This window comes from Geodermatophilus ruber, from assembly GCF_900114385.1.
GTDB lineage: Bacteria > Actinomycetota > Actinomycetes > Mycobacteriales > Geodermatophilaceae > Geodermatophilus > Geodermatophilus ruber.
The window spans coordinates 1-23,049 of sequence record NZ_FOSW01000020.1 but is presented as its reverse complement, the minus strand read 5'-3'; the positions used below and the strand labels follow the sequence as shown (position 1 = coordinate 23,049).

Sequence of the window (23,049 nt, the reverse complement as noted above, 5' to 3'; positions counted from 1 at the left end):
CATGACCTCGCGCGGGCCGGGCGGCTCTCCACCCCTGCGCGCGTGGCGGGTCCTGGTCAAGGAGCTGAGCGCCTTCGGCGTGGTCGGCGGCGTCAGCTTCGTGCTGGATCTGGCGCTGTTCCAGTTGCTCTACACCTCTGCCGGGGTCGGGGCGGTCACCGCGAAGCTGGTCTCCACCCTGGTGTCGATGACCGTGGCGTTCCTCGGTCACCGCTTCTGGTCCTTCTCCCACCGGGCACGGACCGGGATGCGCCGGGAGTACCTGCTCTTCGCGGTCGTCAACGGGCTGACCCTGGGGCTCGGGTTGGCGGTCGTCGCCGTCGTCCGGTACCCGCTGGGGCAGGAGAGCGCCCTGGTCCTCCAGTTGGCGAACATCGGCTCGATCGTGCTGGGCACGGTGATCCGGTACCTGGCCTACCGGCGCTGGGTTTTCCCGGCGCCGGCCCCGGCGCGGCACGAGGCGCCTGTCGTCCGGCCGCGGCCGGTCACCGACCTGGGGCAGTGACCCCGGCTCCGTCCGCATCCGGGCCTACCCGGCCAGCCGGGAGCCGTGCCGTCCGGTGACGACCTCGATCCGGGTGGGGATGCGGGTGCGGAGCTCCTCGAGGTGGCTGATCACGCCGACGGTCCGCCCGCCACGCCGCAGCTCGTCGAGCACGGTCATCACGGCGTCGAGAGCCTGGGCGTCGAGCGTGCCGAAGCCCTCGTCGACGAAGAGCGTGTCGATCCGCACTCCGCCCGTCTCGGCCGTGACGACGTCGGCCAGGCCGAGCGCGAGCGCCAGCGAGGCCATGAAGCTCTCCCCACCGGAGAGGGTCTTGGTCGCGCGCAGGCAGCCGGTGTACTCGTCGAGGACGTCCAGCCCCAGTCCGCCGCGGGCGCCGTGCCGGCCCTGGGCGTCGCTGTGCCGGAAGGTGTACCGGCCCCCGGACATGTCCTGCAACCGGCGGCTGGCCACCTCGGCGACCTGCTCCAGGCGGGCGGCGAGCACGAAGGACTGCAGCCGCATCCGCAGCGTGTTCGCCCCGCGGCCGCTGACCAGGTCAGCCAGCCCGCTGACCTTCTCGAACTCGCCCCGCCGCTGATCGAGCTCCACCTGCACGGCGGTGACCTCGCCGGCCAGCTCGGTGAGCCCGGCAGCGGCGCGCCGCGCCCGGTCCAGCTCCGCGACCGCCTCCTCCCGCCGGCGGGTCTCCTCGGCGCTGCGCGCCCCGAGGGCGTCGAGGTCCGGCCGGGGGCCGAGGTCGGCGAGCTCCGGGGCGGCCAGCGCCGCGGAGGCCACCGCCAGCCGGCGGTCGTGCTCGTCGATCCGGCGGTCCAGCTCGGCCAGCCGGCCCGGCTCCAGCAGCCCCTCGGCGACCGCCAGCACGTCCTCGAAGCCGGCGTCGGCGGCCCGCTGCTCGGCGGTCGTGCGGGCGGTGTCGGCGGCCGCCCGGGCCCGCAGCTCCTCGCCCTCGGCGTCCACCACCGCCTCGCACCGCTCGGCCTCCGCGGTGAGCCGGGCGATGCGGGCGGGCAGGTCGGCGTCCTCCCCGCGCGCGGCGGCGAGCTGCGCGGTGAGCTCGGCCAGCACGGCCCGCACCTCGCCGAGCTCGGCGGCCCGCGCCTGCAGCTCCTCCCGGTCGGCCGCGAGCCGCGCGGCGGCGGCCTCCCGCTCGCCCTGGAGCCCGGCCAGCTCGGCGCGCGCCGCAGGGAGCCGGGCCGCCAGCTCGGCGGCCTCGGCCACCGCGGCGGACTGCTCCTCGAACACGGCCAGCCGCTCCGGCCACGGCAGGTCACCGGCCCGTCCGCGGAGGACGGCGAGCTCCCGCTCCTGGTCCTCCACGACCCGGCTCGCGGCGGCCATCGCGGCCTCGGCGGAGTCCACCTCCGCGCGGGCGTCCTGCTCGTCGGCGGCGGTGACCACCGGGCCGGTGTGCCGGGCGGGGCGGGGGTGCTCCGTCGCGCCGCAGACCGGGCAGTCGGCACCGTCCGCCAGCTGACCGGCCAGCTCGGCGGCCATGCCGTCCAGCCGCTGCGTCCGGAGCTCACCCCAGCGCTCGCGGGCGTCCAGCCACGCCTCGCGCCGTCGCTGCGCCACTTCCCGCGCCTGGGCCAGGGTGCGCTCCAGCCCCTCGGCGGCCTGCGCCGCGGCGAGCGCCGTCCCGGTGGCCTCCAGCTGGGCGCGGAGCCCGGGCACCCGGGCGGCCGCGTCCGCGGCCGCGGTCACCGCCGCCTCGTGGGCGGCCACCCGCACCGGCCACTCCGCGGCGGCCGCCGCGGCCTGCTCGCACCCGCGGGTCAGGCCGTCGACCGCCCGCACCAGCCGGCCCGCGCGCCGCTCCAGCTCCGCGGCCCGGGCGACCTCCGGCAGGAGCGCCCGCACCGCGGCCACCTCGTCGCGCAGCGTCCGCGCCAGCGCCGGTTCGGCGTCCCGGCCGGCCGCGACCGCGGCCCAGGCGCCCCGGGCCGCGGCCAGGCGCGCCGCGGCCCGCTCCGCCTCGAGCGCGCACCGGCCGGCCGACTCCAGGACGTCGCGCAGCGGCTCGGCCCGGCGGCCGGCGTCCCGCTGCGCACGCAGCGGCGCCAGCCCGGCCTCGGCGGCGGTGAGCCGGTCGCGTTCCTCGCGGGCGCGGTCCCGGCGGGCGTGCCGGTCGGCGAGCGCCCGGGCGGTGGCCAGCTCGGCCTCGACCGCCGCGGTGCGCGCCGCGGCCTCATCGGCCGCGGCCGCAGCCCCGGTCAGCCGGTCGGCCGCCGCCGTCCGGAGCCCGGCGACCCAGCCGCCGATCCGGGTCCCGTGCCCGACCCCGGCCAGCTCGGGGGCCAGCTCCTCGGGCACGTCAACGCCGGCGACCTGGGCGATCCGGGCCAGCAGGCCGCCCATCGTGCGCCGGACGATCTCCAGCCGCTCCCGGGCCGCAGACCGCTCGCCGGCCAGCCAGTCCTCGACCCGGGCGAAGCGCCCGACGTCGAACAGGGTGCGCAGCAGCCGGCCGCGGTCCTCCGGCTCGGCCCGCAGGAACCGGGCGAAGTCGCCCTGGGGAAGCAGCACGACCTGGCAGAACTGCTCGGCGGACAGACCCAGCCGGGCGCGCAGGTACTCCGAGCCCTCGTCGATACGGGTGCTGACCGGCTCCCACGTGTCGCCGTCCCACCGCTGCACCGACAGCTTCGCCTGCTCGGTGGTCCAGCCCTCCCCGCGCTTCTTGGGCCGCTGCTGCTCCGGACGGCGGATGATCCGCAGCCGCTCGTCGGCCAGCGTCACCTCGCAGGTCACCTCGGTGCGCACGGAGTGCGTGGCGTGGTCGCTGCGCAGCCGCTTCTCCTCGCCCCGGGCGCCGGGCACGGTGCCGTAGAAGGCGTAGACGACGGCGTCGAGCAGCGTGGTCTTGCCCGCGCCCGTGGGGCCCCACAGCAGGAACAGCCCGTCGCGGCCGGCGTCGTCGAAGTCGACCTGCACCGTCTCGGCGAACGGGCCGAACGCGGTGAGGGACAGCGTGTGCAGCCTCATCGGGCGGCCTCGGCGCGGTCGACCGCGGCCAGCGCCCGGCCGAGCAGGTCCCGCTCGGCCGGCGTCGTCGGCACCGTGCGCACGTGGCTGACGAACTCGCCGACCACGTCCAGGTCGCCGCGCCCGCGCAGGCGCTCCTGGTAGCTGCGGCCGTCGGGGGTGGCCGCCGCGCCGGTCCACTCCAGGTGGACGCAGTGGGCGAAGCGGGTCTGCAGGCGGCGCATCGGATCGGTCGGGCGCACCGGGTCGGTGAGCCGGACGGAGAGGAAGTGGTCCTCGACCGCGGCGTGCGCGGGATCCTCCAGCAGCTCCTCCAGCCGGCCGGTCAGCACCGACAGCGAGCGGGGCGTCGGCAGCTGCAGGGCCCGCACGCCGGCCAGCCCGGCCGCGTCGAGGTCGACCAGCCAGGCCTGCTTCTGCTGCCCGGCCTCCCCGAAGGAGTAGGCCAGCGGGGAGCCGCTGTAGCGCAGCCGGGGGCTGAGCGTCTGCGGCCGGTGCAGGTGGCCCAGGGCCACGTAGTCGACGCCGTCGAAGACCGCGGGCGACACCAGGTCGACCCCGCCGACGCTGATGTCCCGCTCGCTCTCGCTGGGCTGCCCGCCGCCGACGAACGCGTGCGCGAGCACGACCGACCGGGTGCCCGGGCGCAGGAGCAGGTCGGCGCGGACCCGGTCCATCGCCGCGCGCAGCACCGCCTCGTGGCTGCGCGCCGTGCTGGTCTCCCGCCCGCCCAGGGCCAGCTCGAACCGGGCGATCTCCGGCTCCAGGTAGGGCAGCCCGTAGACCGCGACCTCCCCGTGCCGGTCGGCCAGCAACACCGGCTCGTCCAGCGAGGTCGTCGCCGTCCGGACGTGCACGCCCGAGGCGGCCAGCAGGCCGGCGGCGAAACCGAGCCGGCGGGAGGAGTCGTGGTTGCCCGGGGTCAGGACGACGGTCGCGCCGGCCCCCCGCAGCCGCGTGAGCACCCGGTCGAGCACCGCGGTGGCGTCGGTGGAGGGGACGGCGCGGTCGTAGACGTCACCGGCCACCACCACGACGTCGACCCGCTCGGCCGTGACCACCTCGGCGAGGCCGCCGAGCACCGCCTCCTGCTCGGCGAGCAGGTCGGTGCCGTGCAGGGTGCGGCCGATGTGCCAGTCGGAGGTGTGCAGCAGCCGCATGGGCGCAAGGTAGGTCGGGGTACCGACGGAAACGCCCAGGCGCGCCGTGACGGAACCGTCACACCGCGCCGCGGGAACTCACAGCTGCCGGGTCGGGTGCCCGCCGTCGACGCCGCGGATGTAGCCGGCGCTCTCCTGCGCCCGCCGGTCGGCGTCCTCCTCGATCATGTGGTTGAGCAGCTGCTGGACGCCGTCGCTGTCGGGGATCTGCTTGAGCACGGTGGGGCCGCTGTCCCCGGCGGACTCGATGGTCAGCGTGCCGGAGTTGATGATCCGGTCCCACAGCGTCTGGCTGTAGGAGACGTCGGTGATGCGCGAGAGGCCGATGTCGCGCCCGCGGCGGGCGAGGATCCCCTCGCGGAACAGCAGCCGGTGCGTGGTGATCACGTAGTGCGTCGTCCGCCACTTGAGCAGCGGGACGAGGACCAGCGCGAGGACGAGCAGCACCGCCAGCACCGCGATCACCAGCCGGAAGGTCCCCTGCTGCTCCCCCTCGGGGATCAGCGCGGCTCCGAAGGAGGCGCCCCCGACCAGCAGCAGGAAGAGGACGATCGGCCAGAAGACGGTCAGCCAGTGCGGGTGCAGGTGCCGCACGACCTCTTCGTCGTCGGCGAGCAGCTTGTCCGGGTACGCCACGCCGACAGGATGACCGACGCGCCACGAGTCGTCACGCACCCGCGCGCGTCGGCGTCCTCAGTGCCGCCCAGCCGCCCCAGGGGCCACGGCCATGGCCGGCACGGTCGCCGGGACGGGGGCCGGGGCCGCCGTGGCGGGGACCACGGCGGGGGCCCGGCGGAGCTCCTCGGCGGGGGCCGGCGGGATGACCGGGTCCACCGAGCGCCGGGCCGGGTCCGTCCGGGCCCAGCGGCCCGGGCCGCGCGAGCGCAGGGCCAGCCGCGCCGGCTCCTCCAGGTACCGGTAGCTGAGGTGGGCCAGGAGCACGGTGAGCAGCAGCACGTGCGGGATCAGGAACCCGGCGAGCCCGCTGCCCGGGGCGATCGCCGGCGTCCAGCCCATGTAGGTCCAGAAGATCTCGAACACCGGGATGTGGATCAGGTAGAGGCTGTAGGAGATGCGGCCGCCGTGCACCATCGGCCCGGTCGAGAGCACCCGGCTCAGGCCGCGGGTGGACAGCGCCAGGGAGGCCACGAGCACCGGGAACAGCAGGACCACGACGCCGCCGTACTCGCCGGCGCCCTGCCCGCGCCACTCGCCCCACCACAGGCCGACGAGGATCTCCGCGACCGCCAGCACCGCGACGCCCGCGGCGATGCGCTCGACCCGCGGCGTGACGGTGATCCGCCGCACGGCCAGGCAGGCGAACGCGCCGGCGAGGAAGCCCGCGCCGATGCGCAGGGCCCAGCTCCACGGGAAATAGGGCTCGCCGGTGGTGAAGCAGAGGTAGGCGAACGGCACCATCGCGCCGACCGCCAGCGCGCCGGTCACCACGGCGGGCGCGTTGCGCAGCCGCCAGAGGAGGAGCACCGCGAGCGGGAAGAGCACGTAGGCCGACCACTCGGCGCTGATCGACCAGGCGGCCCCGACCCACGAGGAGCCGTCGAAGGCCTCCCGGCCCCACAGCTGGACCATCGCCAGTTGCTGCAGGTAGTGCCAGACGTCGACGACCGGCTGCTGGGTCTGGTAGGCGACGAACCCGTCGGTGACGCGGGAGCCCTTGTAGAGCAGCCAGAGGCCGAACAGGGTCGTGATGACGGCGTAGACCGGCCAGATCCGGCAGATCCGCGCCCACCAGAAGGTCACGGTGCGGCGTACGGCGGGCCGCCGCCCCATCTTGTCCAGGTAGGTCAGCGTGATCACGAAGCCGCTGAGCACGTAGAACAGGTCGACGCCCAGCGCGCCGGTGCGGATCAGCGGCTGCAGCGGCTCCCACAGGTCGGAGTAGGTGTCCCCGGGCGTGAAGGAGAAGTGGAAGACCACGACCCACAGGGCGGCGACGATGCGCAGCCCCGTCAGCGAGCGGATCTCTCCCTGGACGACCTGCTTCTGGCTGGCAGCGGTCACGAATCCCCCCTGACATGGCGGGGTGAGCCACCGCCTCCTGATCGGGACCGAAGCTAGCGGGCGGACCCGTCCGTCCGGGGGCGTGACACGGCCGGCGTCAGCGCGTCGTCCTCACCGGTCACACCCGCCCCGGGGGTGCCGTCCGCACGTGCCGGACGTCGCCGCTCGCGAGCGCCACGCTGCCCTCGGGGGCCCGGACGACGAGCCGTCCGTCCCAGTCCACCGACTCGGCGACCCCGTCGAGCTGCGACCCGTCCGGCATGGACACGGTGACCGTCGCACCGACCGTGGCGCACCAGGCCAGGTAGTCGCGGGCCAGCCCGGTGCCGACCGGGTCGCCCAGCGCCTGCACCCAGCCGAGGTAGCGCCGCTCGAAGATCCGGAGGAATGCCAGCAGGACCGCCGCCCGGTCGACCGGGCGGCCGGCGGCCCGGGCCAGCGAGGTGCCGCCCTCGGGAAGCTCCTCGGCGGTGGTGGAGACGTTGAGACCGACACCCACGACGACCGCGCCGGAGCCGACCTCGGCGAGGATCCCGGCCAGCTTGGCGCCGTCGGGGGCGAGCAGGTCGTTGGGCCACTTCAGCGCGGCCCGCACCCCCGGCACCTCGGTCACCGCCTCGGCCAGCGCGACACCGGTCAGCAGGGGCAGCCAGCCGCGGCGGGCGGCGGGTACGTCGGGGCGGAGCAGGAGGGAGACGGCGAGCCCGGCGCGGGGGGGCGAGATCCAGACCCGGTCCAACCGCCCGCGGCCGGCGGCCTGGTGCTCGGCGACCAGCACGGTGCCCTCGGGGGCGTCCTCGGCCGCGGCGGCCAGCAGGGCGGCATTGGTGGAGCCGATCTCGTCGACCACCTCCAGCGACCGCCACAGCGGGCTGTCCGCCGTCAGCGCCGCGGCCAGCGCCGGGCCGTCGAGGGGGGGCCGGGAGGGGGCCGCGGAGGGGGACGGCGAGGCATCAGGCACTCTCCTACGCTACGGAACCCGTGAGCGCGCTGGCGAGCTCACGAGTGGGTACAGCGGTGCCACGGACGTGGCCGAGGAGCGCCAGCGAGGAGGATGCGTGAGCGCGGCTGAACTGGAGAGCGCCGGGGACCAGGTCCCCGGCGACATCGACATCCACACGACCGCCGGCAAGCTGGCGGACTTCGACCGGCGGGTCCAGGAGGCCACGCACGCCGGCTCCGAGCGCGCGGTCGAGAAGCAGCACGCCGCCGGGAAGATGACCGCGCGGGAGCGGATCGAGGCGCTGCTGGACCCGGGCTCGTTCACCGAGCTCGACGAGTTCGCCCGCCACCGCTCCACCAACTTCGGCATGGACGCCAAGCGCCCCTTCGGCGACGGCGTCGTCACCGGCTACGGCACGGTCGACGGCCGCCCGGTGTGCGTCTTCTCCCAGGACGTCACGGTCTTCGGCGGCAGCCTCGGCGAGGTCTACGGCGAGAAGATCGTCAAGGTCCTGGACCTCGCCATCCGCAACGGCTGCCCGATCATCGGCATCAACGAGGGCGGCGGCGCGCGCATCCAGGAGGGCGTGGTCTCCCTCGGCCTCTACGGCGAGATCTTCCGGCGCAACGTGCACGCCTCCGGGGTCATCCCGCAGATCTCCCTGGTGATGGGGGCCGCGGCCGGCGGGCACGTCTACTCCCCCGCGCTCACCGACTTCATCGTGATGGTCGACCAGACCAGCCAGATGTTCATCACCGGTCCCGACGTCGTGAAGACCGTCACCGGCGAGGACGTCACCCTCGAGGAGCTGGGCGGCGCCCGCACGCACAACACCAAGTCCGGCGTCGCGCACTACCTGGCCGAGGACGAGAACGACGCGCTGGACTACGTCAAGGCGCTGCTGTCCTACCTGCCGAGCAACAACCTCGACCCGCTGCCGGCCCTCGAGGTCGCCCCGGCCGACACCTCGCACGACGGGGTCTCCGACGAGGACCGCGAGCTCGACTCGTTCATCCCGGACTCGGCGAACACCCCCTACGACATGCACACCGTCATCGAGCACGTCCTCGACGACGGGGAGTTCCTCGAGGTGCAGCCGCTGTTCGCGCCCAACATCGTCGTCGGTTTCGGGCGGGTCGAGGGCCGGCCGGTCGGTGTGGTGGCCAACCAGCCCACCCAGTTCGCCGGCACCCTCGACATCGACGCCAGCGAGAAGGCCGCCCGGTTCGTGCGCACCTGCGACGCCTTCAACGTCCCGGTGCTGACCTTCGTCGACGTCCCCGGCTTCCTCCCCGGCACCTCGCAGGAGTGGGAGGGGATCATCCGGCGCGGCGCGAAGCTGATCTACGCCTACGCCGAGGCCACCGTCCCCAAGATCACCGTCATCACGCGCAAGGCCTACGGCGGCGCCTACGACGTCATGGGCTCCAAGCATCTCGGCGCCGACCTCAACCTCGCCTGGCCGACGGCGCAGATCGCCGTCATGGGCGCGCAGGGCGCGGTGAACATCCTCTACCGGCGGGAGCTCACCGACGCCGCCGATCCCGAGGCCCGCCGGGCGGAGCTGATCACCGAGTACGAGGACGCGCTGCTGTCGCCGTACATCGCCGCCGACCGCGGGTATGTCGACCAGGTGATCCGGCCGTCGGAGACCCGCATCGAGATCACCAAGGCGCTGCGCCTGCTGGCCAACAAGCGGCAGACGCTGCCGCCGAAGAAGCACGGCAACATCCCGCTGTGATGGCCGACACCGAACCGCTGCCCCCGCTCCTGCGGGTGGTCAGGGGCGAGCCCACGCCCGAGGAGCTGGCGGCCCTCACCGTGGTCGTCGCCGCGCTGTCCCAGCGCCGTCCCCGGCGCCGGCCGGCGCCGGTCGGCGCCTGGGCGGCCTTCGGCGACGCCCACCGCACACCGCTGCGCCCCGGCCCCGGTGGCTGGCGCGCGTCAGGGAGATTCTCGTGAGCGTGGAGCGCAGACTGGTTCTGGCCTCGGCCTCCCCGGCCCGCCTCGCACTGCTGCGGCAGGCGGGGCTCAACCCGGAGGTCGTGGTCAGCGACGTGGACGAGACGGCCGTGCGGGCGCCGAGGGTCGGTGAGCTGGTCGCCCTGCTCGCGGCGGCCAAGGCCACCGCGGTCGCCAAGCAGGAGACCGACGCGCTGGTCATCGGCGCGGACTCGCTGCTGGAGTTCCGCGGGCAGGCGCTCGGCAAGCCGGCCGACGTCAAGGACGCCCGCGACCGCTGGCAGCGGATGAGCGGGAAGAGCGGCGTGCTGCACACCGGCCAGGCGCTGTTCGACATCCAGGACGGGGAGGTGGTCGGCCGCGACGTCGCCGTCGTCTCCACCGTCGTGCACTTCGCCACCATGACACCGGCGGAGGTCGAGGCCTACCTGGCCACCGGTGAGCCGCTGGCGGTGGCGGGCGCCTTCACCCTCGACGGGCTCGGTGCGCCGTTCGTCCGCCGGATCGAGGGCGACCCGGCCGCGGTCGTGGGGCTGTCCCTGGCGACGCTGCGCACCCAGCTGGCCAAGCGCGGGCTGACGATCACCGACCTCTGGCAGCGCTGAGTCACCGCGGGCCGGCGGCGAGTGGTCCGCCGGCCCGCCGGTGCGTTCCGGCCCCCGCCCGCACCGGGATGCTCACTAGGGTCCGCGCGTGGACGTCCGCGATCTCCGCGACGCGTGGAACACCTTCGGCCGGACCGACCCGATGTGGGCGGTGCTGACCGACCCCGAGCGGGCCGGTGGGCGCTGGGATCCCGAGGAGTTCTTCGCGACCGGCCGCCGGGAGATCGCCGAGGTGATGCGGCTGCTGGACTCCCTCGTCCGGCCGCCCCCGGCCCGCGACGCCGCCCTGGACTTCGGCTGCGGCGTGGGCCGGCTGACCCGGGCGCTGGCCGACCACTTCGCGACGGTGACCGGGGTGGACATCGCCCCGTCGATGGTCGCGGAGGCGCAGCGCCTCACCACCCGGTCCGGCTGCCGGTTCGTCCTCAACGAGCGGCCGGACCTGCAGGTCTTCCCCGACGCCAGCTTCGACCTCGTGTACACGACGATCGTGCTCCAGCACATGCCGCCGACGCTGGCGCTGGGCTACGTCGCGGAGTTCGCCCGGGTGCTCCGCCCCGGCGGGGTCGCCGTCCTCACCGTTCCGTCGCGGCCGTCGGACACCCTCGTCGGCCGGCTGTACCGCGTGGTGCCGCGGCCGCTGATCCACGCCTACCTGCGCCGGCGGTTCGGCGCGGCCATGCAGATGCACGCCATCCCGATGGAGACCCTGCTCCCCGCGCTGACCCACGCCGGCCTGCGCGTCGAGCGGGTCGACCCGGACACCAGCCCCGGTCCCAACTGGGTGGGGTTCCGGTACGTGGTGAGCAGAACCTGACCTCTCGTGCATCGGCTGCCGCCCCCCTGGCTACAGTCCGAACGGTCCAGTCGAGAGGGAGTACACCGGTGCAGAAGGTCCTCATCGCCAACCGCGGCGAGATCGCGGTCCGCGTCGCCCGCGCGTGCAAGGACGCGGGCCTGACCAGCGTCGCCGTCTACGCCGAACCCGACCGCGACGCGCTGCACGTCCGGGTCGCGGACGAGGCCTTCGCCCTGGGGGGCACGACCCCCGGTGACTCCTACCTGGTCATCGACAAGATCCTCGACGCCGCCAAGCAGTCCGGTGCCGACGCGATCCACCCGGGCTACGGCTTCCTGTCGGAGAACGCCGACTTCGCCCAGGCGGTCATCGACGCCGGGCTCACCTGGATCGGCCCCTCCCCCGAGGCGATCCTCGCCCTCGGCGACAAGGTCCAGGCCCGCCACATCGCCATGCAGGCCGGCGCACCCCTCGTGCCCGGCACCAAGGACCCGGTCGGCGGCGCCGACGAGGTGATCGCCTTCGCCGAGGAGCACGGTCTCCCGGTCGCCATCAAGGCGGCCTTCGGCGGCGGCGGGCGCGGGCTCAAGGTGGCCCGCACCAAGGAGGAGATCCCCGAACTGTTCGACTCCGCCGTCCGCGAGGCGGTCTCCGCCTTCGGCCGCGGCGAGTGCTTCGTCGAACGGTTCCTGGACAAGCCCCGGCACGTCGAGGCCCAGGTGCTGGCCGACATCCACGGCAACGTGATCGTCGTCGGCACCCGCGACTGCTCGCTGCAGCGACGCAACCAGAAGCTGGTCGAGGAGGCGCCCGCGCCGTTCCTCACCGACGAGCAGCGGGCCCGCATCCACGAGTCGGCCAAGGCGATCTGCCGGGAGGCCGGCTACCACGGCGCCGGCACGGTCGAGTACCTCGTGGGCGTCGACGGCTCGATCTCCTTCCTCGAGGTCAACACCCGCCTGCAGGTGGAGCACCCGGTTTCGGAGGAGACGTCGGGCATCGACCTGGTGCGCCAGCAGTTCCGCATCGCCGAGGGCCTGCCGCTGGAGATCACCGAGGACCCGGCCCCGCGCGGGCACAGCATCGAGTTCCGGATCAACGCCGAGGACGCCGGCCGCAACTTCATGCCGGCCCCGGGCCCGGTGACCCGCCTGGAGATCCCGCAGGGCCCGGGCGTGCGCTGGGACTCCGGCGTCGAGACCGGCGGCGAGGTCGCCGGCGCGTTCGACTCGATGCTGGCCAAGCTGATCGTCACCGGCGCCACCCGCGAGGAGGCGCTCCAGCGCGCCCGGCGGGCCCTCGACGAGCTGGTGGTGGAGGGCATGCCGACGGTCATCCCGTTCCACCGGGCCGTCGTCCGCGACGAGGCGTTCACCAGCGAGCCGTTCACGGTGCACACCCGCTGGATCGAGACCGAGTGGGACAACCAGGTCCAGCCCTACGACGCGGCGCCGGCCGAGGCCGAGGAGCAGCAGCCGCGGCAGACCGTCGTCGTCGAGGTCGGCGGGCGCCGGCTCGAGGTCTCCCTCCCCGCCGGCCTGGCCGCCGGGGGCGGGGCGCCGGCCGCCCCGGGCGGGGCCAAGCCGCGCAAGCGGGGCGGCGGGCACGGCGGGGCGGCCGCCTCGGGCGACTCCCTGACCTCGCCGATGCAGGGCACGATCGTCAAGGTGGCCGTCTCCGACGGCGACACCGTGGAGGCCGGTGACCTCGTCGTCGTGCTCGAGGCGATGAAGATGGAGCAGCCGCTCAACGCGCACAAGGCCGGCACGGTCACCGGGCTGTCGGCCGAGGTGGGCGGCACCGTCACCAGCGGCGCGGTGATCTGCACCATCGCCGACGCCGAGTAGGCGCGGCGCGGGGGCACGGGTCCGGCGCCGGCCGGCCCGTGCCCGCGGGGCTCAGCCCGGACGGCGGACGCCGAGGGTGTCCACCCCGTCGGCGTTCCAGTCCCCGGCGAACGCGGTGTCGGTGACGTCGCCGTAGGCGACCACCTGGTCGGCCGGGCCCGAGGTCAGGCTGAACCGCAGGTGGTAGAGGTTCCCGCGGCGGACCGCCAGGGTGTCGCCGCGCTGCCCCGCCCGCCAGCGCCCCACCAGCACGGTGTCGCCGGGATCGCCGTAGCCGAACGTGGTGTCCGCGACGCCGGTGGTCAGCCCGTTCTTCACGAACCAGAGCGCACCGCGGCGGACGGTCAGGCTGTCGGCGCGGTCGCCGTCCCAGTCCCCCACGAGCACCACGTCGCCGGGGTCCCCGTAGAAGAAGCTGCCGTCCGCGACGCCGGTCGTCAGCGAGTTCCGGACCAGGTACTGGTTGCCCCGGCGCACCGCGAGGGTGTCCCGCCCGTCGCCGTCCCAGTCGCCGACGAGCACCGCGTCCCCCGGATCCCCGTAGGCGAACGTGCGGTCGGCGGCCCCGGTCGTGTTGCTGTCGCGGACGAGGAAGGTGTTGCCGCGGCGGACCGCGAGCGTGTCGACGCCGTCGCCGTCCCAGTCGCCGACGAACACGCTGTCCAGCGGGCTGCCATAGGCGAACACCCAGTTGGCGATGCCGCTGAAGGCGTCGTTGAGGAAGTAGGCGAATCCGGTCCCGCCGATCTCACCGGTGCCCTGGGTGGCCGCGGGAGGTGCGGCGACCGCCTGCCCGGGCCGGACCTCGAGCCGCGCCCCCTGCGCGCCGGCCTCGAGCACGGTGACGGTGAAGGCCCCTCCGGCGAAGCTCACCGGGATGTTCACCGGGAAGGCCGTCGCGCCGTCGGCGGACCACTGCGCCGAACCGGACGGCGTCGGGTCTAGCAGCAGCGAGGTGTCGGCACCGTCCCCGGCCAGCCGCAGCTGGACGCCGCTCTGCAGGCCGCGCCAGTTGCCGGCCGTCCCGAGCCAGCCGTCCCGGCCGGTGGCGGTCCGGTACTCCAGCCAGTACGTGCGGCCGGCCGGGTCGGTCAGCCGCAGCGCCCGGGTCCCGGTGCGGGCACCGACCGGCGCGAGCGTGACCTGGGTCGGCGGCGCGCCGGCCGCCACCGTGGGGGCCGTGCCCGCGGGCAGCACCCCGAGGCGCGCGGCGTGGGCGGCGTTGAGCGAGCCCAGCTGCTGCCACGAGATGCCCATGACGTCGTACCAGTCGCCGTAGCCGGTCACCCCGCAGGCACCGGCGTCGACCGCGCCGTCGCACTGCAGCAGGGAGGCATGGCCCAGGCCGAAGTTGTGCCCCAGCTCGTGGGCCAGCACCGAGGGAGCGGCCTCCCGGACGTAGAGCCGCCCACCGGAGGTGAGCGAGCTGCCGATCTCGGCGAGCCCGGAGGCGCAGCCGGGGGCGTCCGAGGGGACGTAGAGCAGCAGGTGCCGCTGCGGCGCGCGCACCCAGCCGGCGTGGGCGGCGGCCTGGTTCCACAGCGCATAGGGGTCGGCGCAGCCGGCGGAGGCCTGGAACCAGTCGAAGGAGGCGGTCACCCCCAGCTGGACGGCCCCGCCGGTCTGCTCGGCCCAGAAGGCGGCGACCGGTCCGTCGACGGCGGCCACGACCTCCGCCCGGGTGCGCGCATCCGGGGTCGCTCCGGCCGGCACGACCATGACCACGGTGACCGCGTTGGTGGTGCCCGCCGCGGCCCGGGCCACCGGCGGGTCGGCGGGGGCGTCCGCGACCACGCCGGCGGCCAGCACCTCGCGGGCCGGCTCCAGGTCCGCGGCGACCGGGGAGGCCTCGGCCACCTCGCCGCCGACGACCACCGAGACGGTGGCCCCGGCCTCGATGCCCGCGACGTCCTCGGTGGGGACGCGCACCGCGTCGCCGTTCCCGGCCGCGATCCAGCTGAGCAGCCCCCCGCCGCCGTGCGACGCCGGCTGCGGGTGCTCGGCCCAGGCCTGCACCAGCTCGCCGACGACCGTCTCACCGGGGTCCGCCGAGGCCGCCGTCGGGGCCACCACGGGCAGGACGGCCGCGGCCGCCGCGGCGAGCGCGAGCAGCCGCGACGACGGGCGGGGGACGACGGGCACGGGCAGCTCCAGGGCGAGGAGGGTCTGCAGGGTCATCGGCATCCGGGCCGGGGTGCTTCACGGCCCCGACCCGTTCGGGGGACGGCGCCGGCTCAGGCCCCGGTGTCCGCCGTCCGCCGGCGGCTGCCGGTCTGCCAGGCCACCCCGGCCAGCGCGACACCGGCCGCGCCCAGCGCCGGGACGGTCCAGGCCCCCGTGGCCGACGTCCGGGCCACGGTGGCCACCGGGCTCGCCGAGGGCGCGGGCGTGGCCGGCACCGCCGCATCGGGCGTGGGCGCGGCGTCCGGAGCCGGGGCGGCCACCGGGGGCTCGGCCGGGCCGGGAGCGGCGGGCTGCCCCGCGGCCGGTGCGGTCGGTGCACCGGGGAGCACGGCCGGGCGCTGCGCGTCGCCGCGAGGAGCGGGCACCGGGGCGGCGGCCGTCGTCGTGACCGTGACGGTCGCGCCCGCGGGGAGGACGGCGTCCACCGTGACGGTGACCTGCCCGCCGGCCAGCGTGACGGGCGCGCCCACCGGGAGGGCGGCCTGCAGGTCGGCGTCCCACCCGGCCGCCGCTGTCGGCGTGCCGTCGAGCAGCAGCGCGGTGTCGGGGAGCCCGGCGGTGCGCCGCAGCAGGACGCCGTCCTGCAGGCCGTACCGGTTGGCCGGCGAGCCCAGCCAGCCGTCGCGGCCGGCGGCGGAGCGGTACTCCAGCCAGTAGGTCGCCCCGTCGGGACCGGTCAGCCGCAGCGCGCGCGTGCCGTCGCGGCCGGCGAGCGGGGCCAGGGTGACCGTCGTGGTGCCGGGTGCGGACACCGCCTGCTGCGCCGCGGCCGGGAGCGTCCCCAGCAGGGCCGCCTGCGGAGCGTTGAGGGTGCCCACCTGCCCCCAGGAGATGCCCATGACGTCGTAGTAGTCGCGGTAGGGCGCGGTGCGGCAGGCCCCGGCCTCGACGGTCCCGTCGCACTGGTGACCCGAGGAGTGGCCCAGGCCGAAGTTGTGGCCCAGCTCGTGGGCGATCACCGAGGGCAGGACCTCGCGGACGTACAGCCGACCGCCCGCGGCCGGGCTCCCCCCGATCTGGCCCAGCGCGTACGAGCAGCCGGGGAGGTCTCGCGGCAGGCTGCTGACGTAGAGGGCGAGGTGCCGGCCGGGGGCGGGCACGAAGCCGACGCGGGTGGCGACCTCCTCCCAGAGGGCGGAGGGTTCGGTGCACCCGGCGTCGGTGGTCAGCCAGTCGTGGGCGGCGGTGACGCCGACCCGGATCGCCCCGTCGGTCTGCTCCGCCCAGAACTCCGCGACCGGGCCGTCGACCGCGGCCACCATCTCCGGCAGCGTCGTCCCGTCCCGGCTACCGCCGGCGGGCACGACGAGGGCCACGGTGACCTCGTTGGTCAGCGGCGCGCTCCGGGCCGGCCGGGGCACCGGGGCGGACTCGACCAGCGCGGCGTCGAGCACCTCGTGCACCGGCGCCGCGCCGTCCTCGCCGGCCGGCGCGTTCCCGACGGTGACCTGCACGGTGGCCCCGACCGGCAGGTCCTCGACCGCCCCGGTGGGCACGTGCACCGCCGCGCCGCCCTCGGTCTCGACCCAGGTCAGCGGCTGCTCGGCGTGCTCGGTCCCGGCGTGCGCGGACTCCCCCTCCAGGCCGGCCTCGGGCCAGGCCTGCACCAGCTCGCCGACGACGGTCTCGCCGGGCTCGTCGGCCCGCGCGTCGGCGAGGGGCAGCGCCAGGCAGACGGCCGCGGCGGTCGCGACGGCGGCCAGCGCCCGGAACGGGCGGCGGCAGGGGCCGAGGACATTCCGGGCGGAGCGCATCCCCTTCCCCATCGGCGGGTCCGCCGCCGATGGGGACCGTGCGGAGGGAACGCCTCGTCACACGCGTCGCAGGAGCCGCTGGCCTCCCGTGGACCCCGTCGTTCCGGTCGGGCGGCCTCAGGCGAGGGCGTCGGCGCCCATCATCCGGCGGCCGGCCTCGGTGATCGACCCCGACAGCGACGGGTAGATCGCGAAGGTGTGCGCCAGGTCGGAGACGGTGAGCCCCTTGGTGACCGCGAGCGCGATCGGCAGGATCAGCTCGGACGCGCCCGGGGCGACCACGACCCCGCCGACGACGACGCCGGTCGCCTGCCGGGCGAAGAGCTTCACGAAGCCGTCGCGCAGGTCGCTCATCTTGGCGCGGGCGTTCGTGGCCAGCGGCAGCCGGACGACGTCGATCGGCGCACCGTCGGGCAGCGACTTCTCCTGCAGCCCGACGGTGGCGATCTCCGGATGGGTGAAGACGTTCGCGGCGACCGTCTTCAGCCGGATGGGGGTGACCGCCTCGCCGAGGGCGTGCCACATCGCGATCCGGCCCTGCATCGCCGCCACGGAGGCCAGCTGGAAGATGCCGGTGACGTCGCCGGCGGCGTAGATGCCGGGAACGGTCGTGCGGGAGACGCGGTCGACGACGACGTGCCCGGACTCCTGGAGCTGCACCCCGCAGCGCTCCAGGTTGAGCCCCGCGGTGTTGGGCACCGTGCCGACGGTCATCAGCGCGTGCGAGCCCTCGACGGTGCGGCCGTCGGTGAGCTGGACCGAGACCCCCTTCTCGCTGCGCCGCACGCCGGCCGCCCGGCCGCGCTCGAGGCGGCCGCCGCGGGACTGGAAGACCTCCTCGAGCACCTCGGCGGCGTCGGAGTCCTCCCCCGGCAGGACGCGGTCGCGGGAGGAGACGAGGGTGACCGGCACGCCGGCCTCCAGGTAGCCGGAGGCGAACTCGGCCCCCGTCACGCCGGAGCCGACGACGATCAGGTGCTCGGGCATCTCCTCGAGCTCGTAGACGTCGCGCCAGTCGAGGATCCGCTCGTGGTCGGGCTCGGCGCCGGGCAGCACCCGCGGGTCGGCCCCGGTGGCGATCAGCACCACGTCGGTCTCGAGGATCTCGGTGACGGTGCCGTCGGCGTCCATCACCTCGACGCGGTGCTCGATCAGGCCGCGCACCTCGTCGGCGAGCCGCCCCTGGCCGGCGATCACGCGGACGCCCTCGGCCAGCAGCCGGGCCTTGATGTCGGCCGACTGGGCCACGGCCAGGCCCTTGACCCGGTGGTTCACCGCGGCCAGGTCGAGGCCGGCCGTGGCCAGCTCGGTCCCCTGGACGCCGAGGGCGGTGGAGTCCCGGACCGCAGTCATGGCTCCCGCGGAGGCGATGAACGTCTTGGACGGCACGCAGTCGGTGAGCACGCTGGCGCCCCCGACGCCGTCCCGCTCGATGACGGTGACCTGCGCACCGAGCGATGCGGCGACGAGCGCGGCTTCGTAGCCGGCGGGGCCACCACCGATGATGACGATGCGGGTCATGAGGTCCTTCTCGGTGTTCGGCGGACACGTGCGCAGCCATTCTCCCCGCTGCGGGCGCCGACGTCGTCCATCCCCCGGGGGTCGACCGCGCCACACCGACGTAGGCTCGCGGGCGATGGGCCTCTACGCCGCGTACGGGTCGAACATGGACGCCGCACAGATGCTCCGGCGCTGTCCCTCCTCCCCGCACCTGGGCACGGGCTGGATCCGCGGCTGGCGGCTGACCTTCGGCGGCGAGGACCTGGGCTGGGAGGGCGCGCTGGCGACCCTCGTCCCGGACGACACCCTGCCCCCGGACGCCCCGCCCTCCGAGGCGCTCTCCCCCGGCGTGTTCGTCGCCCTCTACGACCTCACCGAGGCCGACGAGCGTGCCCTGGACGCCTGGGAGGGCGGCGACATCGACCTCTACCGCAAGCTGCACCTGCGGGTGCACACCCTCACCGGCGACGCGGTGGCCTTCGTCTACGTGCTCGACGCCTTCGAGGGCGGGCTGCCCTCGGCGCGCTACCTGGGTGCGCTCGCCGACGCGGCGGAGTCGGCCGGGGCCCCCGACGACTACCTCGCCGAGCTGCGCACCCGGGAGTGCCGCTCCACCGGCCTCTAGTTCTGCTCCGGCGACGCGCAGGGCGCGATCAATGAAGTTCGGGAACTGACACGCCGACCTCGCTCAGCGTGTCGCTTCCCGAACTTCATGATCACGGGAGACATCGCCGGGCGCGGCCAGAAACGTCTCCAGCAGCTGCTGGGCGGCCAGCGCCGGGGTCAGCTCGCCGGCCAGCACCGCCTTCTCCAGCTCCGGCGCGGCGGCGCGCACGCCGGGGTGGGCGCGCAGCCGGTGCTCGAGCCCGTCGTGCACCAGCTGCCAGGTCCAGCGCACCTGCTGGGACCGCCGCCGCTCGTCGAACTCGCCGGAGGCCTTCATCCGGTCCTGGTGCTCGACCAGCTTGGCCCAGACGGTGTCCAGGCCCTCGCCGGTCAGCCCGGCGCAGGTGAGCACCGGCACGTCCCAGCCGCCCGCGACATGTCCCCGCAGCATCCGGATCGCGCCGGCCAGCTCGCGGGCGGCCTTGCGCGCGTCGACCGCTCCCGGCCCGTCGGCCTTGTTGACGGCGATGACGTCGGCGATCTCGAGGATGCCCCGCTTGATCCCCTGCAGCTGGTCGCCGGTCCTGGCCAGGGTGAGGAACAGGAAGGAGTCGACCATCTCGGCGACGGTGACCTCCGACTGCCCGACGCCGACGGTCTCGACCAGGACGACGTCGTAGCCGGCCGCCTCGACGACGACCATCGACTGCCGGGTCGCCTGGGCCACCCCGCCGAGGGTGCCGGAGGTCGGCGAGGGCCGGATGAACGCCTCCGGGTCGACCGCCAGCCGCGCCATCCGGGTCTTGTCGCCGAGGATCGAGCCGCCCGACCGGGCCGACGACGGGTCGACCGCGAGGACGGCCACGCGGTGCCCCGCCCCCGTCAGGGTCACCCCGAGCGAGTCGACGAAGGTGGACTTGCCGACGCCGGGGACGCCGCTGATGCCCACCCGCCGGGCGCCACCGGTGTGCGGCAGCAGCTCGACCAGCAGCTCCTGCGCCTTCTCCCGGTGGTCGGCCCGGCGGGACTCAACCAGGGTGATGGCCCGCGCCATCACCCGCCGGTCGCCGGCCAGCACCCCCTCGACGAGCGCGGGGACGTCGACCGCGCGTCCGGCCATCAGTGACCCAGGCGCTGCGACAGCGTCCGCAGCAGCTCCTGCGCCGCCTCGGCGATGACCGTGCCCGGCGGGAACACCGCGGCTGCCCCCATGTCGAGAAGGGTCGGCACGTCGTCGGGCGGGATGACCCCGCCGACGACGATCAGCACGTCCTCGGCACCGAGCTCGGCCAGCGCGTCGCGCAGCGCCGGCACCAGCGTCAGGTGGCCGGCGGCCAGCGACGAGACGCCGACGACGTGCACGTCGGCCTCCACCGCCTGCCGGGCGACCTCCTCCGGCGTCTGGAACAGCGGGCCCACGTCGACGTCGAAACCGAGGTCGGCGAAGGCGGTGGCGATCACCTTCTGGCCGCGGTCGTGGCCGTCCTGGCCCATCTTGGCGACCAGGATCCGCGGACGGCGGCCCTCGGCCTCCTCGAACGCCTCGGTCATCCGGCGGGTCTCCTCCACGGGCCCGGATGCTCCTGCCTCCTCGCGGTACACACCGGAGATGGTGCGCACCTGGCCGGCGTGCCGCCCCCAGACCTCCTCCAGCGCGTCGGAGATCTCCCCGACCGTGGCCTTGGCCCGCGCCGCGTCGACGGCCAGCTTCAGCAGGTTCGAGTCCAGCGAGGAGTCGCGCCGTCCCTCGGCCGCGGCGCGGGCGGCGCCGGTCAGCCGGGACAGGGCCTCACGCACGGCACCGGCGTCCCGTGACGCCCGCAGCTCCTCGAGCTTGGCCGTCTGCTCGGCCAGCACCTGGGCGTTGTCGACCTTGAGCACCTCGATCGCCTCGTCGGCGTCGACCCGGTACTTGTTCACGCCGATCACCGGCTGCCGGCCGGAGTCGATGCGCGCCTGGGTGCGGGCCGCGGCCTCCTCGATGCGCAGCTTCGGGATGCCGTCGTCGATGGCCTGCGCCATGCCGCCGTGCTCGTCGACCTCCTCGATGTGCGCCCACGCGCGGCGGGCCAGGTCGTAGGTGAGCTTCTCGACGTACGCCGAGCCGCCCCACGGGTCGATGACCCGCGTCGTCCCGGACTCCTGCTGCAGCAGCAGTTGGGTGTTGCGGGCGATCCGGGCGGAGAAGTCGGTGGGCAGCGCCAGCGCCTCGTCGAGGGCATTGGTGTGCAGGGACTGGGTGTGCCCCTGGGTGGCGGCCATCGCCTCCAGGCAGGTGCGGACGACGTTGTTGTAGACGTCCTGCGCGGTCAGCGACCAGCCCGAGGTCTGCGAGTGGGTGCGCAGCGACAGCGACTTGTCGTTCCGCGCGCCGGCCTCCTTCATCAGCTTCGCCCACAGCAGCCGGGCGGCCCGCAGCTTGGCGACCTCCATGAAGAAGTTCATGCCGATCGCCCAGAAGAACGACAGCCGCGGGGCGAACGCATCGACGTCGAGGCCGGCGGCCTTCCCCGCCCGCACGTACTCCACCCCGTCGGCCAGCGTGTAGGCCAGCTCCAGGTCGGCGGTCGCCCCGGCCTCCTGCATGTGGTAGCCGGAGATCGAGATGGAGTTGAACCGCGGCATCTCCTGCGAGGTGAACGCGAAGATGTCGCTGATGATCTGCATCGAGGGCTTGGGCGGGTAGATGTAGGTGTTGCGCACCATGAACTCTTTGAGGATGTCGTTCTGGATGGTGCCGCTCAGCTGACCGTGCGCCACCCCCTGCTCCTCGGCGGCGACGATGTAGAGCGCCAGGACCGGCAGCACCGCGCCGTTCATGGTCATCGAGACGCTCATCCGGTCCAGCGGGATGCCGTCGAAGAGCTGCCGCATGTCCAGGATCGAGTCGATCGCCACGCCGGCCATGCCGACGTCCCCGCGCACCCGCGGGTGGTCGGAGTCGTAGCCGCGGTGCGTGGCCAGGTCGAACGCGACCGACAGGCCCTTCTGACCGGCGGCGAGGTTGCGCCGGTAGAACGCGTTGGACTCCGCGGCGGTGGAGAAGCCCGCGTACTGGCGGACCGTCCACGGCTGGGTGGTGTACATCGTCGGGTAGGGCCCGCGCAGGTAGGGCGCGATGCCCGGGTAGGTGCCGAGAAAGTCCAGCCCGTCTAGATCGGCCGGGGTGAACAGCGGCGGGACGGCGATGCCCTCCGGGGTCTCCCAGGTCGCCTCGGCGACGCTGCGCCCGGTGGCCTCCTCGAACCGCTTGGCCCAGTCGTCGACCGAGGCCGGTGCCGCCGGGCGACCCAGCTCGACACCGCCGAAGTCGGGGATCCCGCTCATGCCGTGGCTCCCAACTGCTCGTGGACCGTGCGCAGGACGTCCAGCGCGTCGCATCCGGCGTACAGGTATCCGTCGATGCCGTCCACCGCGAGGGACGGCTTCCCGGCGAGCCACACCTGCGTGGCACCGGCCGCGCGCAGGTCGGCGGCGAGCGCCGCGGCCGACTCCGCGTAGTCCTTGTCGGTGCCGCAGATGCAGGCCACCGTCGTCCCCGTCCCGGCGAGCCCGGAGGCCCCGTCCCCGGACGGCGTCTCGAGACCGCCGGCCTGGAACAGGTTGCCGGCGAAGGTCGCCCGCGCGGTGTGCCGGGCGACCGGGCCGATCGTGGCCAGGTAGACCCGCGGCCGAGTGCCGGCCGCCTCGGCGCGGTCGCGCAGCTCCTCGAACTCCTGCGCGGCGCGGACCCGCGGGAGACCGCCGGTGGGCAGGACGTCGGCCGCGGGCTGCCGCTGCGGCAGCACCTCGGCCAGGTTCGGGAACTCGCTGACGCCGGTGATCGCGTCGGCGCGGTGCGCCAGCCGCTGCGCGCGGGCGTCCCACGCGGCGGCGATCCGGTCGCGGACGAGCCCGGAGTCGAGCGCGGCGGCCAGCCCGCCGGCCCGCTCGATCTCGGTGAACCAGGACCACGCCGCCTGCGCGAGCTCCTCGGTCAGCGACTCGACGTACCAGGACCCGCCGGCCGGGTCGAGGACGCGGGCCAGCGACCCCTCCTCCACCAGCAGGTTCTGGGTGTTGCGGGCGATCCGGCGGGAGAAGGCGTCGGGCAGCCCGAGCGCGGCGTCGAACGGCTGCACGGTCACCACGTCGGCGCCGCCCACGCCGGCGGCGAAGCAGGCGATCGTCGTCCGCA

Annotated in this window: 18 protein-coding genes; 7 read left to right on the top strand and 11 right to left on the bottom strand. The window is 75.0% G+C overall.

Annotated elements, in window-relative coordinates; genetic code table 11:
- Position 1: 1 nt before the first annotated feature.
- A complete protein-coding gene (locus tag BMZ50_RS22310) occupies positions 2-505 on the top strand; it encodes a GtrA family protein (protein ID WP_091329658.1) in 504 nt (167 codons plus the stop codon).
- A 24-nt stretch (positions 506-529) separates the two neighbouring features.
- Here the strand turns inward: BMZ50_RS22310 and BMZ50_RS22305 are convergent, their stop codons facing one another.
- The 5 genes from BMZ50_RS22305 to BMZ50_RS22285 form a co-directional block, all read right to left on the bottom strand.
- On the bottom strand, positions 530-3,490 hold the full coding sequence (locus BMZ50_RS22305; protein ID WP_091329656.1) for an AAA family ATPase: 2,961 nt from the start codon (positions 3,488-3,490) through the stop codon (positions 530-532).
- On the bottom strand, positions 3,487-4,650 hold the full coding sequence (locus tag BMZ50_RS22300) for an exonuclease SbcCD subunit D (RefSeq protein WP_091329654.1): 1,164 nt from the start codon (positions 4,648-4,650) through the stop codon (positions 3,487-3,489). The genes BMZ50_RS22305 and BMZ50_RS22300 overlap by 4 nt, the downstream gene beginning before the upstream one ends.
- Before the next feature lie 78 nt (positions 4,651-4,728).
- The gene (locus tag BMZ50_RS22295) at positions 4,729-5,286 is read right to left on the bottom strand and encodes a PH domain-containing protein (RefSeq protein WP_091329652.1); all 558 of its coding nucleotides are present in this window, start codon (positions 5,284-5,286) and stop codon (positions 4,729-4,731) included.
- Positions 5,287-5,343: 57 nt separating this feature from the next.
- Positions 5,344-6,672 (bottom strand): acyltransferase family protein, encoded by a 1,329-nt coding sequence (locus tag BMZ50_RS22290; RefSeq protein WP_177212940.1) that lies wholly within the window; start codon positions 6,670-6,672, stop codon positions 5,344-5,346.
- Between the two features lie 118 nt (positions 6,673-6,790).
- The gene (locus tag BMZ50_RS22285) at positions 6,791-7,633 is read right to left on the bottom strand and encodes a biotin--[acetyl-CoA-carboxylase] ligase (RefSeq protein WP_091329648.1); all 843 of its coding nucleotides are present in this window, start codon (positions 7,631-7,633) and stop codon (positions 6,791-6,793) included.
- A gap of 97 nt (positions 7,634-7,730) precedes the next feature.
- Between BMZ50_RS22285 and BMZ50_RS22280 the strand changes: the two genes are divergently transcribed.
- The 5 genes from BMZ50_RS22280 (at position 7,731) to BMZ50_RS22260 (ending at position 12,828) form a co-directional block, all read left to right on the top strand.
- A complete protein-coding gene (locus BMZ50_RS22280; protein ID WP_091329646.1) occupies positions 7,731-9,356 on the top strand; it encodes an acyl-CoA carboxylase subunit beta in 1,626 nt (541 codons plus the stop codon).
- Positions 9,356-9,577, top strand: coding sequence for an acyl-CoA carboxylase subunit epsilon (locus BMZ50_RS22275; RefSeq protein WP_091329644.1), 222 nt, complete (start codon positions 9,356-9,358; stop codon positions 9,575-9,577). Before BMZ50_RS22280 ends, BMZ50_RS22275 begins: the two co-directional genes overlap by 1 nt.
- A gap of 2 nt (positions 9,578-9,579) precedes the next feature.
- Complete coding sequence (locus BMZ50_RS22270) at positions 9,580-10,182, top strand: Maf family protein (protein ID WP_245753810.1); 603 nt, start codon at positions 9,580-9,582, stop codon at positions 10,180-10,182.
- A gap of 88 nt (positions 10,183-10,270) precedes the next feature.
- On the top strand, positions 10,271-10,999 hold the full coding sequence (locus BMZ50_RS22265) for a class I SAM-dependent methyltransferase (RefSeq protein WP_218146388.1): 729 nt from the start codon (positions 10,271-10,273) through the stop codon (positions 10,997-10,999).
- 68 nt (positions 11,000-11,067) lie between these two features.
- Positions 11,068-12,828 (top strand): acetyl/propionyl/methylcrotonyl-CoA carboxylase subunit alpha, encoded by a 1,761-nt coding sequence (locus tag BMZ50_RS22260; RefSeq protein WP_091329640.1) that lies wholly within the window; start codon positions 11,068-11,070, stop codon positions 12,826-12,828.
- Between the two features lie 51 nt (positions 12,829-12,879).
- Here BMZ50_RS22260 and BMZ50_RS22255 read toward each other — a convergent pair whose 3' ends face one another.
- The 3 genes from BMZ50_RS22255 to BMZ50_RS22245 form a co-directional block, all read right to left on the bottom strand.
- A complete protein-coding gene (locus BMZ50_RS22255; protein WP_091329638.1) occupies positions 12,880-15,006 on the bottom strand; it encodes a hypothetical protein in 2,127 nt (708 codons plus the stop codon).
- Positions 15,007-15,062: 56 nt separating this feature from the next.
- A complete protein-coding gene (locus tag BMZ50_RS25125; protein WP_143087255.1) occupies positions 15,063-16,766 on the bottom strand; it encodes a reprolysin-like metallopeptidase in 1,704 nt (567 codons plus the stop codon).
- Positions 16,767-16,883: 117 nt separating this feature from the next.
- The gene (locus BMZ50_RS22245) at positions 16,884-18,287 is read right to left on the bottom strand and encodes an NAD(P)H-quinone dehydrogenase (protein WP_091329634.1); all 1,404 of its coding nucleotides are present in this window, start codon (positions 18,285-18,287) and stop codon (positions 16,884-16,886) included.
- Positions 18,288-18,402: 115 nt separating this feature from the next.
- On the opposite strand from BMZ50_RS22245, the gene BMZ50_RS22240 reads away from it, so the two are divergent.
- Positions 18,403-18,891 carry a gamma-glutamylcyclotransferase family protein gene (locus BMZ50_RS22240; RefSeq protein ID WP_091329632.1) on the top strand — a complete coding sequence of 163 codons (489 nt, stop codon included), beginning with the start codon at positions 18,403-18,405 and terminating at the stop codon, positions 18,889-18,891.
- A 63-nt stretch (positions 18,892-18,954) separates the two neighbouring features.
- On the opposite strand, the gene meaB is transcribed toward BMZ50_RS22240, so the two are convergent.
- From meaB to BMZ50_RS22225, 3 genes are all read right to left on the bottom strand, one after another.
- Positions 18,955-19,992 (bottom strand): methylmalonyl Co-A mutase-associated GTPase MeaB, encoded by a 1,038-nt coding sequence (meaB, locus tag BMZ50_RS22235; protein WP_091329630.1) that lies wholly within the window; start codon positions 19,990-19,992, stop codon positions 18,955-18,957.
- A complete protein-coding gene (scpA, locus tag BMZ50_RS22230; protein WP_091329628.1) occupies positions 19,992-22,199 on the bottom strand; it encodes a methylmalonyl-CoA mutase in 2,208 nt (735 codons plus the stop codon). The genes meaB and scpA overlap by 1 nt, the downstream gene beginning before the upstream one ends.
- The coding region (locus tag BMZ50_RS22225; protein WP_245753809.1) for a methylmalonyl-CoA mutase family protein at positions 22,196-23,049 on the bottom strand (854 nt) is incomplete at its 5' end. The genes scpA and BMZ50_RS22225, both read right to left, overlap by 4 nt.

What these genes read in the sequence shown, in the direction of transcription:
- BMZ50_RS22245 (WP_091329634.1), bottom strand. Translation starts at nt 18,287, where the DNA reads ATGACCCGCATCGTCATCATCGGTGGTGGCCCCGCCGGCTACGAAGCC.
- BMZ50_RS22305 (WP_091329656.1), bottom strand. Translation starts at nt 3,490, where the DNA reads ATGAGGCTGCACACGCTGTCCCTCACCGCGTTCGGCCCGTTCGCCGAG.
- BMZ50_RS22275 (WP_091329644.1), top strand. Translation starts at nt 9,356, where the DNA reads ATGGCCGACACCGAACCGCTGCCCCCGCTCCTGCGGGTGGTCAGGGGC.
- BMZ50_RS22310 (WP_091329658.1), top strand. Translation starts at nt 2, where the DNA reads ATGACCTCGCGCGGGCCGGGCGGCTCTCCACCCCTGCGCGCGTGGCGG.
- scpA (WP_091329628.1), bottom strand. Translation starts at nt 22,199, where the DNA reads ATGAGCGGGATCCCCGACTTCGGCGGTGTCGAGCTGGGTCGCCCGGCG.
- meaB (WP_091329630.1), bottom strand. Translation starts at nt 19,992, where the DNA reads ATGGCCGGACGCGCGGTCGACGTCCCCGCGCTCGTCGAGGGGGTGCTG.
- BMZ50_RS22300 (WP_091329654.1), bottom strand. Translation starts at nt 4,650, where the DNA reads ATGCGGCTGCTGCACACCTCCGACTGGCACATCGGCCGCACCCTGCAC.
- BMZ50_RS22240 (WP_091329632.1), top strand. Translation starts at nt 18,403, where the DNA reads ATGGGCCTCTACGCCGCGTACGGGTCGAACATGGACGCCGCACAGATG.
- BMZ50_RS22255 (WP_091329638.1), bottom strand. Translation starts at nt 15,006, where the DNA reads ATGACCCTGCAGACCCTCCTCGCCCTGGAGCTGCCCGTGCCCGTCGTC.
- BMZ50_RS25125 (WP_143087255.1), bottom strand. Translation starts at nt 16,766, where the DNA reads ATGCGCTCCGCCCGGAATGTCCTCGGCCCCTGCCGCCGCCCGTTCCGG.